14 protein-coding genes are annotated in these 16,044 nt (G+C 58.8%); 11 read left to right on the top strand and 3 right to left on the bottom strand.

Going from position 1 to position 16,044, the window contains the following annotated elements:
* Nucleotides 1-14 precede the first annotated feature (14 nt).
* From D8V06_RS21980 to D8V06_RS21970, 3 genes are all read left to right on the top strand, one after another.
* The gene (locus D8V06_RS21980) at nucleotides 15-908 is read left to right on the top strand and encodes a hypothetical protein (RefSeq protein WP_241667857.1); all 894 of its coding nucleotides are present in this window, start codon (nucleotides 15-17) and stop codon (nucleotides 906-908) included.
* Nucleotides 909-946: 38 nt separating this feature from the next.
* Nucleotides 947-1,708: an aspartyl/asparaginyl beta-hydroxylase domain-containing protein gene (locus D8V06_RS21975; RefSeq protein ID WP_056855362.1), complete on the top strand. Its 762-nt coding sequence runs from the start codon at nucleotides 947-949 to the stop codon at nucleotides 1,706-1,708.
* A 63-nt stretch (nucleotides 1,709-1,771) separates the two neighbouring features.
* Complete coding sequence (locus D8V06_RS21970) at nucleotides 1,772-2,605, top strand: metallophosphoesterase (protein WP_130931778.1); 834 nt, start codon at nucleotides 1,772-1,774, stop codon at nucleotides 2,603-2,605.
* A gap of 16 nt (nucleotides 2,606-2,621) precedes the next feature.
* On the opposite strand, the gene D8V06_RS21965 is transcribed toward D8V06_RS21970, so the two are convergent.
* Complete coding sequence (locus tag D8V06_RS21965; RefSeq protein ID WP_056855364.1) at nucleotides 2,622-3,431, bottom strand: phosphocholine cytidylyltransferase family protein; 810 nt, start codon at nucleotides 3,429-3,431, stop codon at nucleotides 2,622-2,624.
* Between the two features lie 202 nt (nucleotides 3,432-3,633).
* On the opposite strand from D8V06_RS21965, the gene D8V06_RS21960 reads away from it, so the two are divergent.
* The gene (locus D8V06_RS21960; protein ID WP_130931777.1) at nucleotides 3,634-5,994 is read left to right on the top strand and encodes an ELM1/GtrOC1 family putative glycosyltransferase; all 2,361 of its coding nucleotides are present in this window, start codon (nucleotides 3,634-3,636) and stop codon (nucleotides 5,992-5,994) included.
* A 50-nt stretch (nucleotides 5,995-6,044) separates the two neighbouring features.
* Here D8V06_RS21960 and D8V06_RS21955 read toward each other — a convergent pair whose 3' ends face one another.
* Nucleotides 6,045-6,929, bottom strand: coding sequence for a LysR family transcriptional regulator (locus D8V06_RS21955; RefSeq protein ID WP_130904855.1), 885 nt, complete (start codon nucleotides 6,927-6,929; stop codon nucleotides 6,045-6,047).
* 166 nt (nucleotides 6,930-7,095) lie between these two features.
* On the opposite strand from D8V06_RS21955, the gene D8V06_RS21950 reads away from it, so the two are divergent.
* The 3 genes from D8V06_RS21950 (at nucleotide 7,096) to D8V06_RS21940 (ending at nucleotide 10,335) form a co-directional block, all read left to right on the top strand.
* Complete coding sequence (locus tag D8V06_RS21950) at nucleotides 7,096-8,451, top strand: MFS transporter (RefSeq protein ID WP_130904856.1); 1,356 nt, start codon at nucleotides 7,096-7,098, stop codon at nucleotides 8,449-8,451.
* Between the two features lie 15 nt (nucleotides 8,452-8,466).
* Nucleotides 8,467-8,922 (top strand): type II 3-dehydroquinate dehydratase, encoded by a 456-nt coding sequence (locus tag D8V06_RS21945; RefSeq protein ID WP_130904857.1) that lies wholly within the window; start codon nucleotides 8,467-8,469, stop codon nucleotides 8,920-8,922.
* A gap of 117 nt (nucleotides 8,923-9,039) precedes the next feature.
* Nucleotides 9,040-10,335: an OprD family porin gene (locus tag D8V06_RS21940; protein WP_130931776.1), complete on the top strand. Its 1,296-nt coding sequence runs from the start codon at nucleotides 9,040-9,042 to the stop codon at nucleotides 10,333-10,335.
* Nucleotides 10,336-10,410: 75 nt separating this feature from the next.
* Here D8V06_RS21940 and D8V06_RS21935 read toward each other — a convergent pair whose 3' ends face one another.
* Nucleotides 10,411-11,184 (bottom strand): IclR family transcriptional regulator C-terminal domain-containing protein, encoded by a 774-nt coding sequence (locus D8V06_RS21935; protein WP_130904859.1) that lies wholly within the window; start codon nucleotides 11,182-11,184, stop codon nucleotides 10,411-10,413.
* Between the two features lie 145 nt (nucleotides 11,185-11,329).
* On the opposite strand from D8V06_RS21935, the gene D8V06_RS21930 reads away from it, so the two are divergent.
* The 4 genes from D8V06_RS21930 to D8V06_RS21915 all read left to right on the top strand — a co-directional run bounded on the left by D8V06_RS21930 (nucleotide 11,330) and on the right by D8V06_RS21915 (nucleotide 16,039).
* Nucleotides 11,330-12,148 carry a shikimate dehydrogenase gene (locus D8V06_RS21930; RefSeq protein ID WP_130904860.1) on the top strand — a complete coding sequence of 273 codons (819 nt, stop codon included), beginning with the start codon at nucleotides 11,330-11,332 and terminating at the stop codon, nucleotides 12,146-12,148.
* 33 nt (nucleotides 12,149-12,181) lie between these two features.
* Complete coding sequence (locus D8V06_RS21925) at nucleotides 12,182-13,960, top strand: FAD-dependent oxidoreductase (RefSeq protein WP_130904861.1); 1,779 nt, start codon at nucleotides 12,182-12,184, stop codon at nucleotides 13,958-13,960.
* Nucleotides 13,929-14,249: an NIPSNAP family protein gene (locus D8V06_RS21920; RefSeq protein ID WP_130904862.1), complete on the top strand. Its 321-nt coding sequence runs from the start codon at nucleotides 13,929-13,931 to the stop codon at nucleotides 14,247-14,249. Before D8V06_RS21925 ends, D8V06_RS21920 begins: the two co-directional genes overlap by 32 nt.
* A 71-nt stretch (nucleotides 14,250-14,320) precedes the next feature.
* Nucleotides 14,321-16,039, top strand: coding sequence for an FAD-dependent oxidoreductase (locus D8V06_RS21915; protein WP_130904863.1), 1,719 nt, complete (start codon nucleotides 14,321-14,323; stop codon nucleotides 16,037-16,039).
* Nucleotides 16,040-16,044: the final 5 nt, after the last annotated feature.

The raw sequence follows: 16,044 nt of genomic DNA, 5'->3' as shown, positions 1-16,044 counted from the left end.
AATGCACGCAGCCGATGCCCGCTGATCTGGACGGCATCGCCCAGGCCGTGCATGCACGCCTGGGCGGTGCATTGGTCGGGTTGCTGGTCTACGGTTCTTGTCTGCGCAATGGCGATCTGAGTGATGGCATGGTCGATTTGTATGCGCTGGTTGACAGTTACGCGCACGCTCATCCCAAACGCTTGCAACAACTGGCCAATGCATGGCTTCCGCCTACTGTCATCGTCATCAGCGCTGCAACGCCCGATGGCCGGATGCTCCACGCAAAATGCGCCATTCTCTCGCTGCAGGACTTCGAGACAGGCACTCGTTCGTGGTTCCAAAGCTACCTCTGGGGCCGTTTCGCCCAACCGTGCCGACTGGTTTATTTCAAGGACGGGGAAACGCAAAGGCGTATCCACTTTGCGTTGGCTCAAGCGGTGATGACGCTGCTGGGACGCTGCATCGCTCATTTACCGGATCAATTCGACAGTTTTACGCTTTGGGAACAATCCCTTTCGCTGACCTACCGGACCGAGTTGCGCCCGGAATCAGCCGATCGGCCCAGGCAGCTGGTCAGGCATGACATGAATTATTACTCGCGCATCACTCAAGCCGCAGCGCCTGCGGTGAAGCAAATGGCCGTCTGTGCGCACGCAACGGATCGCTATCGCAACCTCTGTCCGCCGGCAGCACGCCGCCGTCATGAGCGACTGTGGAAGTTGCGGCGGATTCAGGGACGAACCTTGAACGTGGCACGCTTGGTCAAATCGTTTTTTACCTTCGAAAACGGTGTCGACTACCTTGTCTGGAAGCTGGAGCGTCACTTGGGTGAGCCCATCGTCGTGACTCATCGGTTGCGTCGTTTTCCACTGGTCTTTGGCTGGCCCCTGCTCTGGCGCCTGCTCAAAAGCCGCCGGCTACGCTAAGAAATGCGCCTTGCCGACTCGAACAACAGAGGGCGACCATGGATAGAGACAACGTACGCGTCAGCACCCCACCCACCAAGCGCAAACATCGCCCCAGCGTGGCGCTCGGTTTGTGGATCATCAAGCGCCTGGAAAAGACCATCCTGCGAAACTCCACGGTGGGCGACAGCCCTTTCTTCGAGCCCCGACAGTTTGCCTGGGTGACGGAGCTGGAAGCGAACTGGCCAAGCATTCTCAAGGAGCTCGAAGTCGTCCTGGATGACCGCGACCGGTTGCCCAATTTTCAAGACATTTCTAAAGATCAACGCAACATTACCCAGGACGACAAGTGGAAAACTTATTTCCTCTACGGCTATGGCTACAAGATGGACAAGAACTGCGCCCGCTGCCCTGACACCACGAGAATCGTCGAAGCCATACCGGGCATGTTTACCGCGTTCTTTTCGATCCTGGCCCCGGGCAAACATATTCCCCTGCATCGAGGCCCTTACAACGGGCTGCTGCGCGTGCACCTGGGGCTGGTGGTGCCTGAGCCCCGGGAGAGCTGCCGAATCCAGGTCGGCGATCAGATCCGCCATTGGGAAAGTGGCAAATGCCTGATATTCGATGACACCTACCGGCATCAAGTCTGGAACGATACGACCGGGACTCGCGTGGTTCTGTTTCTCGACGTCGAACGACCGCTCAATGCGCGGGGTACGTTGCTCAACAGGATTGTGCTCCGGCTGATTCGCTGGTCGCCGTTCATTCAGGACGCGCGCCGCAACCACCGTGCCTGGGAGCGTGGTCTTGAACCATAGCGACGCCCACGGGTCCCTCAGTAAGCACCCAGCACGCCCCGGCACAGAGGATTTCCAACAACGATGACCAGTCTTCTGCATATCTCCGACACGCATTTCGGCACGGAACTGCCCCTCGTCGTGCAAGCCTTTGAATCCCACGTCAAGGCGCATGGCGCCGACCTGGTGCTGTTTTCAGGGGACATTACGCAACGCGCCAGACGCGCTCAGTTCGCCTCGGCGCAGGCATTCATCCAGCGCATCAAGGATTACGGAATACCTCAGGTGCTGACGATTCCCGGCAATCACGATATCCCCCTGTACAACCTGCTCGCGCGCGTGTTTTCACCCTATGGGAATTATCACCGGTACATCGACAGCAATCTGGCACCCATTTTCGAAAATGACGATGCATTGATCATCGGCTTGAACACAACGCATCCTTCACGGCGCAAGGCAGGCAAGGTCACTGCCCGACAAGTCGAGGAAGTGGCTGAGCGACTGCAGAGGTGCGATCGCCAAAAGTTGCGCATCGTTGTCGCTCATCAACCGTTCGGCGCTATCGTCGCGTCCGACCGGCGCAATTTGCAGATCGGTGCACGGGCTGCACTGGAGTGTTGGGCTTCGTCGGGGCTCGATGTGGTGATGGGAGGGCATATCCATCTGCCCTATGTGCTGGCACTCAGCACGCAATATGCCGGGCTGTCCAAGGAAATCTGGGGGGTGCAGGCCGGCACCACGCTCTCGTCACGCCTGCGTGGCAATGCCCCTAACTCATTCAATCGAATCCATCTGGATAAACTGACAAGGCAAGTTAACGTTGAGCGCTGGGAATACTCTTCCTTGCAAAGCGCATTCGAGCGCTGCGAAGAAATTCGCTGCGACTGTCTGTTGCCCGGGGTTGCGAGCGCAAATTAACGGGGTTGCGTCACCGTCAGGAACTCTCCTTCGCTTCCTCAGCGAGGGAGAAGGCCGTGCCATATTTGCGGCCCGCCCAAAACTCGACCATTGCCTGCGCAGCCTGGAGGTCGGCGGGAAAGTCCAGCTCATTCCAGTCCAGTCCTTCGATGGATTGCGCGAACACCTGCCCTGTCGTCGCTGCGAGGTAATTGATAATGCTCAAGTACCACATTTGCAGGGCTTCGGGACGGCGCATACTTTCTTCCAGCGCATTGCGAAACAACGGTCCTCCGCCCGCCTGGAAATGCATCATGCCGATGGATTCCCCGTCGACCTTATCGAGCGCAATCTGCTTGCTGACAGCACTGATCCGTTCACCGGCGAGCTGGATCTTCATATCGTCGCTGTCATAAGCCGACTTCTTGTCGATCGCGAGTGTAATCGGTCTGACAGGCGCCTCCAGCAGCCTCTCCAGCACCGGCTGTTCGAACAACGTATCGCCATTGAGCAAGATGAAATCATCATGCATGACATGGCGAGCCATCCAGCAACTGGCCAGATTGTCGGCGACCTCGAAGAACGGATTGTAGATCGTCGAGATGACGCCCGGCCCATAGCGCTCGTTCAGAACCTGTTCAACCTGGCCTGCCCCGTAGCCAATCACGGCGGTGATCCGGCTTATTCCGGCAGCCAACAACGCATCAATCTGCCATTCAATGACCCGCAGCCCGCCGACTTCGATCAGGCATTTGGGAGAATTCGCTGTATATGGAAGTAGCCGTCGTCCTTGTCCGGCACTCAAAATAATTGCGGTTGTACGGGTGCGTTGTTCGAATAACCCCATATTTCCAGGCTCCCCAAGTCCAGGATCTGAACCACTAGCACCCTTCGATCAGTGAGGGCGTGCTTGGTAGACTAGATCAATGATTGGACTGAGGACGCCCGCCCATCGGCTCAATTCAATCAGTATCGCGACGAAGTTTTATTCTCGACGCCTCGGATTTTCGCTCTATGCTTCTGAAAACCAATTTTCGGAGGAAACGCCCATGCGCTTGGAGGGTTCAGTACAGCCATCCTCAAGCATTGACACCCTCGACCCCATCGTCGAAACGAACAGTGGGCAACCCGTGGCGATTCCCCGCATCGAGCCGATAGTCCTGGCGGCCAGGGCCGGCGCACCGCAAGCCCCCGCCGTGCGTATATTCCTTGGGACCGAGCCTGCGCAGTACCGTGCCGAACGCATTTTTGTCTTTGCGCTGGCGCAAGTGCGAAACCCGGATCGGCGCTACGAAATTTACCGCATGACTGGCCTGCCCGGTTTCGATCAGACCGGCTGGCGTACCGGTTTCACCAATTATCGCTTCGCTATTCCGGACCTGGCCGGGCGCCACGGCCGCGCGTTGTACAACGACGTCGATCAGCTCTACACCGCCGACCCGGCCGAGCTGTTCGACCAACCGATGGGTGAACACGGCTATCTGGCGCTCGCGCCCAGAGAAACGGCAGTCATGCTCATCGATTGCGAGCGGATGCAGCGTTGCTGGAATATGAAAGCAGCCACCACGATCAGTAAGAAAAAGCTGCATGCAGCTGCGTCAGACATTCCGGGGAACTTCGGAATACTGGATGCCATCTGGCACGCCCGGGACCTGGAATACAAACACGGCGAATCCCGGTTGTTGCATTACACGACGCTGCATCTACAACCCTGGCGACCGCTGCCTGCCCAATACAGCTATCAAATCCATCCCTATGCCGAAATTTTCCTCAGCCTTGAAGAAGCGGCAGACGTAACCGGGTATGAGCTCTACACGGCAGCCGAACCCAGTCCGCGATTCTTCCAGCTCAAGCGCGAAGCCACTGCACAACCGGCGCTGATGCCAGAGGATGTCATGCTGCGCAGCCGTAACCTGCAGTGTGCGAAGTTCGGGCTGATCGGGCCATGGCAACAAACGCCGGCATTCGGCCCTGCTGTGCGGCAACTCGATGTGGAACAGCTGCGCCAGGTCGATTTACCTGCTCAGGATTTCATCGCTGCGCATGATCTTGAAAAGCTGGCGCCGGAAGACCTGCCCTGGGTCGTGGATCGCCTGTTCGCACTGGCCACGCGAATGCTCTACGTCAAGGCCAGGCTCAGTGGCGATGGCTCGATGATCAGTTCTGTCAGCGGTTGGCGCCGGCTTCTGCGACGTATCGCGCGGCGTTTCCCCGATCGGTGCTGGCAGCTCGACTGCGTCGATGAAAAGGGGCACACGCAGCGCTTCGTCGCTGACTATGCGCTGCGGCTCAAGACCGCCGAAAGTCCTAAGGTATGGGTGCTGCTGAGCAATCATGCCGGTGACAATGCGCAGCTGATTGCCATGGCGGACGCCTTGGGCTGGCCTTACGAATGCAAACGGATCACCATTCCACCGCGTTCTTATCTGCTCGACGCCCTGCTGGGAAGCAAGCTGCCCAGACGGCCAATTCCTGGCCTGAACGCACCTTGGCCAGACCTGGTCTTCAGTTCGGGGCGACGCAGCGCCCAGATTGCCCAATGGATCAAACATCGCTCCAAAGGCACGACACAACTGGTGCATGTGGGACGTGCCCAGGTTCCGTTGTGGCGATTCGACCTGGTCCTGTCCACCCCGCAATATGGGTTGGCCCTGGCGGATAACGTTGTCGACCTCCCTGCGCCATACATGAACCCGCGTGCTCTCGATCAGGCGCAACTGGAGCAATGGCGACAGCGTTTCGCTTCACTGCCGCGCCCCTGGATCGCCGTACTCGTGGGAGCCAGCGCCTCTCCCTACTGCATGGACACGCAGGCAGTGCAACGACTCGGTGTTGAAGCCAATGCAGCGGTCAAAGCCATGGGTGGCTCGATTTTGTTATCGACCAGCCCGCGCTCATCCGCAACGACCACCGATACCTTGCTGTCGGTCATTGACGTTCCATGCTGGTCGTATCGATTCGGTGAGACCCAAGACAATCCTTATCCTGCGTTTCTGGCCCTGGCCGATGGTTTTATCGTCACCGGCGACAGCCTTTCAATGCTGACGGAAGCCTGCATGACCGGACGCCCGGTCGCGGTATTTCCGTTACCGATCCAACGCAACCGCAAAGCCCGACTTCGCCACGCACTGGAACAGCGCCTGGGAGTGATTGACCGGACAACGGGGGTGCGTGGCACGCCCAAGCAGCAGGAGGGATTCAGCAGGTTCTATTTCAAACTCGTGTCGGGCGGCTTGATCAGGCGGGAACGCCAATTCGAACAGGCGCACCTCGCACTCGGCGTGATGCCCTTGTCACAAGGCCCTCTGCAGCCGCCGCTGCTGTCTCCACAAATGCTGCAAAGCGCCCGCGAACGAGCGATCAACGCCATTCGCGGCTTGATCATTGGCGAGCGGCCGTCAGGTTCGTGACCGGAATGAAGCCAGGATACCGAACATGCTTTGGCTCGAACGCACGGCGTTCATCCCCACCCATGGGCTTCTTCAATAAAGTGCAGCACCGCACTGGAACGCTCATCAATACGTGAAATGAGTGACAGCTCACTGACCATTTCCGGTTGAGACAGCGGCACGATCCGAATGCCCGGCATGGTCAACCGGCTCATCGTTTCCGGCACAATGCTCAGGCCGATGCCGGCAGCCACCAAACCGGGAATGCTCATCAGCGACGGTACATACATGATGTTTTCGGGGTGCAGTTGGTTTTGCCGGCATGCCTGGAGGGTGTGTGAGGTCAGGCCAATGCCGGCGCTATCCTGCAAAAACACAAATTTCTCGTGGCGCAGAGTGGCCAGGTCTCCGCTGAAACTGTCCGAAAGTTCATGGTTATCCGGGATCATCAGGACGAGCCTGGACAGACTGAAATGATGGGTACGCAGACGATCCGGCAAGTGATCTTTAAACACCCTGGCAAAAGCCAGGTCGAGTTTATGATCCAGCAACATATCGAACTGCGCGCGGATCCCCGCGTCCACCAGCGACACTTTGACTTCCGGGAACGTTCTGAAGTAATGCCGCAACAGTCGCGGCAGATTGGCCTCGAACAACGCCGAGTGAAAACCGATGTTTATCTCGCCAACTTCACCGCGCCGGGCACGGCGCGCAGCGGCAGTCGCCAGTTCACTGGACTCGATGGACTGACGCGCATGCGGCAAGAAAGCCTCGCCAGCGGCGGTCAACGCAACGCCGCGGTTTTCCCGACGAAACAGTGCCAGGCCCAGCTCCGACTCAAGCGTGCGCATTAATTGGCTCAACGCCGGTTGCGCAATGCCCAGTTGTTCAGCCGCCCGGCTGAAGTGCTGCAAGTCGGCCGCGACGACAAAAGCTTTCAGATGACGCAATTCCATGAATCTCACCCATAAGGCTGGCTTATCTATTTGTCGTGATTTCGATAATTATTCTGTAGGGGGGATGCGCTAATGTCTACCCACTTCGACGTTTCCTGCTCGCGCCTGAGCTCGAACGGAATCGTATGGGTACCCCGTAACCATAAAAACAATGACGAGCACCTCAATGAGCACAACCAGTCACGAGACTCATGATTCGCGCATGCCTCGCAAAGCGGTGACCGCCGCGACCATTGGCACCGCCCTGGAATGGTTTGACTTCACCCTGTATGGCGCCGTGTCGGCGACCATCCTGCCAAAACTGTTTTTCCCGGCCATGGAGCCAACGGCCGGCCTACTCGCCTCGCTGGCAACATTCGGCGTCGGCCTGGCCGCTCGACCTTTGGGTGCCATTACCTGTGGTTACCTGGGCGACAAACTGGGCCGTCGCAACCTGATGCTGGCCACCGTGACCTTAATGGGTCTGGCTTCGGTACTGATGGGGTTGTTACCCACCTATGGCCAGGTGGGAATCTGGGCGCCGATCATGCTGGTGCTGCTGCGGATTATTCAGGGCTTTGCGCTGGGCGGTGAGTCTACCGGTGCGCAACTGATGGCGCTGGAGCACGCGTCCCCCGACCGCCGCGGGCGTTACTCCGGCATGCTCGGTTTGTGCTCACCGTTGAGCCAGATATTGGCCAACGGTGTGTTGATGGGCCTGGCTGCGACGCTTTCAAGCGAACAGTTCGAAAGCTTTGGCTGGCGAATCCCCTTCCTGATGAGCTTCGTACTGGTGGTGGTCGCGATCTACATTCGTTTGAAAGTCGATGAAACCCCCGCCTTTGTTGCTTTGAAAAAGACCCCGGTCAAGCAGGAAAAAAGTCCGCTCAAATCCGCAGTGGGCAGCCACTACAAAACCATCCTGCGTTTGATGCTGTTCTTCTGCTCGCCCGCTGCGCTGTTCTATCTGATCGTGATTTTCTCCCTCAGCTACCTGACCAAACATCTGGGCTTCAGCCAGTCCACCGGTTTCATGTCGCTGATGGTGGCTAACATTTGTGCCATTTTCGGTGCGCTGGCCGGTGGCTATCTGTCGGATCGATGGGGCCGTAAAAAGGCTCTGGCGTTCGGTTCGTGCATGACCCTGCTGATCCTGTTCGTCTATTTTCCAATCCTCAACACCCTGAACGTCGCCGCCATCATGGCAATCATGGGGCTGTTTCTGGGCTTCACCCAGTTTCAAAGCGGCATTCAACCGGTGGCATTCGCCGAAGCATTCCCGACCCAGGTCCGCTATTCGGGCTCGGCACTGGCCTACACCGGCGCTAACCTGGTGATCGGTGGTCCGATGCCAATGATCGCCGTGTGGCTAATGAGCCAGTCGAACAACTCGCCATGGCCTCTGGTGACGCTGTGCGCCGTGATCAACCTGATCTCGCTGGCAATGATCGTCATCGGTCCGGAAACCCGCGGCATCGACCTCAACGCCTTCGCTGAAGACGACGCCGTCGACTCTCGTGCTTCAGCCCTTCTCTCCAAATAACGCAACAGGACGACCATGAACCGCACCGTCTTCATCCTTAATGGCCCGAACTTGAACCTGCTGGGTCGTCGTGAGCCGCACATCTACGGTCACACCACGCTCGATCAGATTCGTCAACGCAGTGAACGACTGGCCGAGGAACTTGACCTGGTCTGCGACTTTCGCCAGACCAATCACGAAGGCGTGATGGTCGACTGGATTCAAGAAGCCTTCGAACAGGGCGCTGCCGTGATCATCAACCCGGCCGGTCTTTCGTTTCACTCGATTCCCGTACTGGATGCCCTGAAGTTGATCGACGCTCCGCTGATCGAGCTGCACCTGTCGAACATCCATGCTCGCGACGAATTGCATCGTCACTCCATCATGTCCGGCGTGGTCAATTCGGTGATCTGCGGCATGGGCGCCGACGGTTACCCCCTCGCACTCAGGGCCATTGACGACCTGCTTCGTCGCCAGGCGCCCAACGCTTAATCGCTAAACGCTTCTCCGGCGGTCCCTTGGCACGGGTTGCCAGGGCCGCCTGCGCCCGAAATTCAGGCGTCAGTTTAAAACTTGAAAAAAATAATAATTCACTGCGAGAGCACAACCATGCTCCACACCTTGTTTTGCCGTAATGAGTTTGCGCACCACGCCCTCATCGGCCTGACCCTGGCAATTAGCGCTGGGTCGGCAAGTATTGTTCATGCCGATGAAAACAGCGGTTTTATCGAAGGCGCTACCGCGACCCTGAATTTGCGCAACGCCTACATCAATCGCAACTTCGTCAATCCCGCCTACCCGAACAGCGCCGCACCGCAGAACAAAGCCGAGGAATGGACGCAGAACTTTATCCTCGACGCCCGCTCCGGCTACACCCAGGGTCCAATCGGGTTCGGCGTGGATGTGCTGGGGCTGTATTCACAGAAACTCGATGGTGGAAAAGGCACTGGCGGTACGCAACTGCTGCCCATCCACGACGATGGGCGCCCCGCCGACAACTTCGGACGCCTGGGGGTTGCCGCCAAGGCCAAGGTTTCAAAAACGGTGGTGAAAGTCGGCGAGTGGGTCAGTACCCTGCCGATCCTGCGCTCGGACGATGGCCGTTCGTTACCGCAGACTTTTCGTGGCGCGCAGATCACCTCCCAGGAAATCGGTGGGCTGACGTTGTATGGTGGCCAAATTCGTCAAAACAGCCCGCGTAACGATGCCAGCATGGAAGACATGTCCATGAACGGCAAAGCCGCGTTCACTTCCGACCGGTTCAACTTTGGTGGAGGTGAGTACACCTTCAATGACAAGCGCACGACAGTTGGGCTCTGGTACGACGAACTCAAAGATATCTATCAACAACAGTACTTCAGTCTCAGCCACAGCCAACCGGTGGGCGACTGGACGCTGGGCGCCAACATGGGCTTGTTCACCGGCAAGGAAAACGGTGCCAGCCTGGCCGGCGACATGGACAACAAGACCGCTTTCGGCCTGTTCTCCGCAAAATTGGGTGGCAACACGTTTTATGTGGGCCTGCAAAAGCTAACCGGCGATACCGCCTGGATGCGGGTCAATGGTGCGAGTGGCGGCACGCTGGCCAACGACAGCTACAACTCCAGTTTCGATAATGCACAGGAGCGCTCCTGGCAGGTACGCCACGACTTCAATTTCGTCGCCGTCGGTATCCCGGGGCTGACGATGATGAACCGCTACTTGAGCGGCGACAATGTGCACACGGGGGCAATCACGGATGGCAAAGAGTGGGGCCGCGAATCCGAGCTGGCGTATGTGATCCAGTCGGGTGCCTTGAAAAACCTCAGCGTCAAGTGGCGTAACTCCAGCATTCGCAGAGACTTCAGCACCAACGAATTCGACGAAAACCGGATCTTTGTCAGCTATCCGATTTCGTTGTTGTGATGCGACTCAAGTAACACGTTGCGGGCCGAGACTGTCGCTTGTGATGGACAGCTTTCGGCCATCAACACTCAGGTGTCACAGCGTCATGATCGGCCTAAGCAACGCCTGCCCTTCATACAACGCCGACAGATAGCGTTCGCGCATTTGTTCGATGCTCATGCGCGATGCATGAGTGGTCAGCGTCAAGGTCGCCTGCAACTGCCCTGCCCGATCAATCAGCGGCACACTCAACACTCGCATGCCCACTTCGTATTCCTGATCCACCAGCACATAGCCCCGCTGCGCCGCCAAGACGATTTCACTGCGAATCCGCGTTTCATCGGTGAATGTGTAAGGCGTAATGGCTTGTGGAGGGTTACGGTCGAAATAGGCGTCGAGTTCCTGCGCCGAAAGGCTCGCCAGCCACAGGCGACCACTGCCCGTGCAATACATCGGTACCCGAGATCCCGGGCGGATCGACATCGACGTTATGTGGCTGTAGCGACTACGCACGATATGCACGATGTCGTCACCATCGCGAACGCCAACCGAAACATGCTCTTGAGTGGTTCGTGCCACCTGTTCGACGATCGGTCGCAGCATGCGCGGCAGCACTGCCGAGTCGACATACGCCTGGCCGATACGCAGGGTCTTGGCCGTCAGCCAGTACTCACGGCCATCGGTCTGCGCGAAATCATCGTGCACCAGCGTCAGCAGAAAGCGCCGGGCAGCGCTCTGGGTCATGCCGGTCATTCGTGCCGCATCGGGCACGCTAAGACGCGGGTGTTCCTGGGAAAACAGCTGAAGTAACGCCAGGCCTTTTTGCAGGCCAACGATCAGATCCCGTTGATGGATGGTGGGCTGCTTCATCGGCTGAACTCTTTATTGAGCGAAGAGTGCGATTATCGCAGTCACGCTGCGTTTATCAACGTATTCGCCCTTGCCTTCGATTGTTCAGCGCCCACTCCCCCCGCAGTATCTGGCTCACAACACAGCCAATAAGCGGGAGCATCACATGATTCAGGGTTCGACTGAACTGGTCGCCATCGTCGGCTCACCTGTTGCCCAGGTGAAATCGCCGGAAAACTTCAACCGCTGGTTTGCCGACCGCCAGCAAAACATTGCCATGCTGGCGATCGATCTTGCCCCGAGCGCCCTGCAAAACTTCATCGAGACCCTGCGCGGCTGGCAAAACCTGCGCGGTTGTGTGGTCACTGTTCCCTACAAACAACTACTCGCTGGCCGTCTCGACAGCGTCAGTGAACGTTCGGCAGTGCTGGGCTCGGTCAACGTCATTCGACGCGAGAACGATGGTCGACTGGTGGGCGATATCGTCGACGGCGAAGGCTTCCTCAGTGCTGCACGCCAGCAGGGTTTCAACCCGCAAGGCAAACAGGCGCTGGTCATCGGTACCGGAGGTGTCGGCAGCGCGATTGCCTATGCGCTGTGTCAGGCCGGTGTCAGCCATTTGGTAATCACTGATTTGAGCGCGGAGCGGGTGCAGGTGCTCAGCGAACTGTTGCGCGGTGCCTTTGCGGATACCGTAATCAGCACTGATCCCGCCTCGCTCGAGCACTTCGATCTGCTGGTCAATGCCTCGCCCGTCGGCATGGCTGCCACCAGCGATGAAGGCCCGATGCCGCTGGCGCCGACCCTGATGCAATCGCTCAAAAGCTCGACGCTGGTCGCCGATGTCGTGACGTCGCCGGTCGTAACACCGTTTCTCGCCTTCGCTCTGAATCGGGGTTGCCGCATCCAGACCGGGCCGGAAATGGCCGTGGCACAACTGGGCAATCTCGGCCACTTCATGGGCGTGACGCCGCTGCAGATCTGACTTTGCGTCCATGTCCTCGAGAGGTGAAAGACAATGAACAACACGACTACCCAACCGCCTACCGGTGCCGACTTGCACTACGACGTGGTCATCCTCGGTAGTGGTGCCGCCGGTTTTGCCGCAGCGGTGACCGCCAGTTGCCGCGGCCTGAAGGTTTTGCTGGTGGAAAAGGCCGACGCCTTCGGCGGTACCTCGGCGATTTCCGGCGGTGCGGTCTGGCTGCACGACACCGATCAGGCGCGAGCCGCTGGGCATCACCTGAGCGCCGAACAAATGCGCCGCTATCTCAAGCAAGTGATCGGTGCCGGCTACAACCCGACGCTGGTCGATGCCTTCATCGACAATGGCCGCGAAGCCCTGCGTTACCTGGAGGCCCACAGCGAACTCCGATACAGCCTGCGGCCACTGTCGCCCGATTATTACCCGGACTTGCCCGGTGGCACGCAGACCGGCCGTGCATTGGAGATCGATGAGTACGACGCACGCAAGCTTGGTGAGCACTTCAAGGACCTGAAGCGCCCGCCAGATGGCATGTTGCTGTTCGGCGGCATGATGGTCAATCGGGTCGATATCCAACATTTTCTCAGCTTCAAGCGCTCGCCAAAATCCCTCTGGCACTGCCTGAAACTGATGGGACGCTATGCCATCGACCGCCTCAATCACCCCCGCGGCACGCGTTTGACGGTAGGCAATGCCTTGATCGCGCGCCTTGCCACTACGGCGTTCAACAATGGCGTCGACTTGTGGCTCCAAGCATCGCCCGAATCTCTGTTGATGGAACAGGGAACAGTAAAAGGCGTGCAAATATCTTGGCGTGGACAAACCCGCAAGGTGTTGGCCAAAGGCGGCGTGATATTAGCCACGGGCGGGTTCGCCGCCGGTGCTCAGGCCGCCGAACAACGGCCCGTTTCGGACTCTGAACACTGGAGCATGTCACCGCCCACCAACATCGGAGACGGACTGCGATTGGCCGCTACGGCCGATGCAGTTATCGGTTCCAACCTTTCGTCGAACTTCTTTTGGGCACCGGTTTCGGTGCTGCGCAGAGTCGATGGCAGCGTCGAGCGCTTTGCGCACCTGGTGACCGATCGCGCCAAGCCCGGAGTGATTGCGGTCAACCGCGCCGGACGACGCTTCGTCAATGAGTCGGACTCCTATCACTGCTTTGTCGAAGGCATGTTCGCCAACGGCGGTGCCAACGCGCCCTGCTGGCTGGTCTGCGACAACCAAGCTCTAAACCGCTACGGCATGGGCCTGGCCCGTCCGCGACCGGTCGATAACAGTGCCTTGATCGACGCCGGTTATCTATTGCGCGCAGACAGCATCGCCGAATTGGCGCTGCTGACAGACATCGATGCCAATGCGCTGGAGCAGACTATCGCACAGTTCAACGCCGATGCCGCCCAAGGCGTCGACCGTCAATTCGGCAAAGGCAGCAGCGCCTACAACCGCTACATGGGCGACCCGCTGCACGGTCCCAATCCGTGCCTGAAACCGCTGCGCAAGCCGCCGTTTTATGCCGTTCGACTGTTTACCGGTGACCTTGGCTCCGCCCGCGGACTGGTCACCAACGGCCAGGCCAACGTACTCGACCGCAGTGGCGCGCCGATCCCCGGCCTCTATGCGGCGGGCAATGAAATGAATTCGATCATGGACGGCACCTACCCGGGTCCCGGCATCACCCTCGGCCCTGGCATCACTTTTGGTTATCTCGCAGCCACTGACATCGCCGCCCGTCTTGACCGCAATGCAACCGAAGACCCTCGCACTGGAGAACAGCATGTACTACGAACTGCGCACCTACACGATTAAACCGACCCGCCTCGGCGACTGGCTGGCCCTGTACAAAAACGCGGCGCTGACCGTACAGCAGGAGCACCTGGGCAATCTGGTCGGCTTCTTCACCACCGAAATTGGCGAGGTCAACCAGGTCGTGCACATCTGGGCCTACTCCAGCCTCGACGATCGAATGGCCCGGCGCAATGCCATGGCGGCCGATCCTCGTTGGCAGGATTTTGCCCGGCAGAACAAGGAACTCGACGCCGTGGTGACCCTGGAATCGCGCCTGCTGCGTCCGACTGACTTTTCACCGTTGACATAACCATCGCCGGTTGAGCCGCTTTCACCTGAGAGCGGCTAGCCTCGCCGATAAAGACAACAAAGGAGATCGCCATGCGCGCCTTGCCGTCGATAGCTGTCGACGACCTTATCTGTGATGTCCTGGTCATCGGATCCGGTGCGTCCGGCCTGGCGACTGCGGTCACCTGTGCCGAGCTGGGCCTCGAAGTCATCGTCGTCGAAAAAGAGCCTGTGCTCGGCGGCACCAGCGCCTGGTCGGGCGGTTGGCTGTGGATTCCCCGCAACCCGTTGGCCGTCGCCGAAGGGTTTATGGAGGACCTCGAACAGGCGCGGATCTACCTGCGCAATGAACTGCACAGCGACGTACTCGACCCGCGAGTGGAGAAGTTCCTCGAAGTAGGCCCGAAGATGGTCGAGTTCTTTCACAGCCATACCGACGTCCGGTTTTTCTCCGGCAGCAAGATGCCTGACTTTCATGCCAGCGAAGGCTTCGCCAGCGGCGGCCGTTCGATCTGTGCCCTGCCATTCGATGGCCGTCGCCTGGGACCCTGGATCAATAAATTACGGCGGCCGCTCGACATCATCAGTCTCGCCGGAATGGGCATTGCCGGTGGTGCCGATCTCAATCATTTCCTCAATGCGAGCCGATCTGCACGATCACTGCTGTATAGCGGCAAACGCCTGCTGCGCCACGTCCGTGACGTGATATGCCACGGCCGCAGCATGCACCTGGTGAACGGCAATGCACTGGTAGCCAGGCTGCTCAAAAGCGCAGTGGACCGTAACGTGCGCTTGTTGACCGAATCGCCGGTACAGAATCTGCTGTTAGAGGATCAGCGTGTGGTCGGTGCACGCTTCGAGCACAGCGGACGCCTGAGCGACATCCGGGCACGACGTGGTGTGGTGCTGGCCTGTGGCGGTTTTCCCCACGACCGGCAGCGAATCGCCCACCACTTCGCCCACGCACCTGTCGGCACCGAACACTTGAGCGCTGCCCCCAAGGGCAATACCGGCGACGGCCTGCGGCTGGGTGAAAGTGTCGGGGCTGGCATGGCGTCCGACCTGGCGCATGCCGCAGCGTGGGCTCCAGTCTCTCGGGTGCCACGGGAGGACGGTGGTTTCAGTGGCTTCCCGCACTTGATGGAACGGGCTAAACCGGGATTTCTCGCAGTGCGTCCGGATGGGCGGCGCTTCGTCAACGAGGCTGACTCTTACCATGACTTCATGTCAGCACTGTTCGATGCCTGCGGACCGGAAGAACCACCGGTATCCTGGCTGATTTGCGATCATCGTGCGCAGCGGCGCTATGGCCTGGGCTGGTCCAAACCCTTTCCATTCCCGACGCAGTCCTATGTTCGCATGGGCTATCTGTTCAAGGATTCGACTTTAGCGGGACTTGCCAGCCAATGCGGGATTGATGCGCAGCAACTGCATGCCACGGTCAGTGCATTCAATCGATTTGCCGAGAAAGGCTGCGATCCGGCGTTTCGGCGCGGCGAATCGCTGTACAACAAAAACCAGGGTGAAATGCTGCATGGTCCCAATCCATCCCTGGGCAGCCTGCGTCACGGCCCGTTCTATGCTGTGAAGCTGGTTGCCGGCAGCCTCGGCACTTTCGCCGGACTCAAGACTGATGCCTGCGCTCGAGTGCTGGGCAACGATCAAACGCCGATTGCGGGATTGTTTGCCGTGGGCAATGACATGAACAGCATCATGAACGGTTATTACCCCAGCGGTGGTATCACCCTCGGGCCTGGCATGACCTTCGCCTACATAGCGGGAAAAACACTCGCAGGCCAGGCCGATGAGTAAGCCAT

It is taken from the genome of Pseudomonas sp. Sample_24 (assembly GCF_004307605.1).
Taxonomy (GTDB): domain Bacteria; phylum Pseudomonadota; class Gammaproteobacteria; order Pseudomonadales; family Pseudomonadaceae; genus Aquipseudomonas.
This window is presented reverse-complemented; position numbering and strand designations above follow the sequence as displayed.

Bases quoted from the DNA above. Each gene is read 5' to 3' on its own strand.
- D8V06_RS21945 (WP_130904857.1), top strand. From the start codon at position 8,467: ATGAACCGCACCGTCTTCATCCTTAATGGCCCGAACTTGAACCTGCTG.
- D8V06_RS21960 (WP_130931777.1), top strand. From the start codon at position 3,634: ATGCGCTTGGAGGGTTCAGTACAGCCATCCTCAAGCATTGACACCCTC.
- D8V06_RS21955 (WP_130904855.1), bottom strand. From the start codon at position 6,929: ATGGAATTGCGTCATCTGAAAGCTTTTGTCGTCGCGGCCGACTTGCAG.
- D8V06_RS21965 (WP_056855364.1), bottom strand. From the start codon at position 3,431: ATGGGGTTATTCGAACAACGCACCCGTACAACCGCAATTATTTTGAGT.
- D8V06_RS21920 (WP_130904862.1), top strand. From the start codon at position 13,929: ATGTACTACGAACTGCGCACCTACACGATTAAACCGACCCGCCTCGGC.
- D8V06_RS21975 (WP_056855362.1), top strand. From the start codon at position 947: ATGGATAGAGACAACGTACGCGTCAGCACCCCACCCACCAAGCGCAAA.
- D8V06_RS21935 (WP_130904859.1), bottom strand. From the start codon at position 11,184: ATGAAGCAGCCCACCATCCATCAACGGGATCTGATCGTTGGCCTGCAA.
- D8V06_RS21930 (WP_130904860.1), top strand. From the start codon at position 11,330: ATGATTCAGGGTTCGACTGAACTGGTCGCCATCGTCGGCTCACCTGTT.
- D8V06_RS21980 (WP_241667857.1), top strand. From the start codon at position 15: ATGCCCGCTGATCTGGACGGCATCGCCCAGGCCGTGCATGCACGCCTG.
- D8V06_RS21925 (WP_130904861.1), top strand. From the start codon at position 12,182: ATGAACAACACGACTACCCAACCGCCTACCGGTGCCGACTTGCACTAC.
- D8V06_RS21950 (WP_130904856.1), top strand. From the start codon at position 7,096: ATGAGCACAACCAGTCACGAGACTCATGATTCGCGCATGCCTCGCAAA.
- D8V06_RS21940 (WP_130931776.1), top strand. From the start codon at position 9,040: ATGCTCCACACCTTGTTTTGCCGTAATGAGTTTGCGCACCACGCCCTC.
- D8V06_RS21915 (WP_130904863.1), top strand. From the start codon at position 14,321: ATGCGCGCCTTGCCGTCGATAGCTGTCGACGACCTTATCTGTGATGTC.
- D8V06_RS21970 (WP_130931778.1), top strand. From the start codon at position 1,772: ATGACCAGTCTTCTGCATATCTCCGACACGCATTTCGGCACGGAACTG.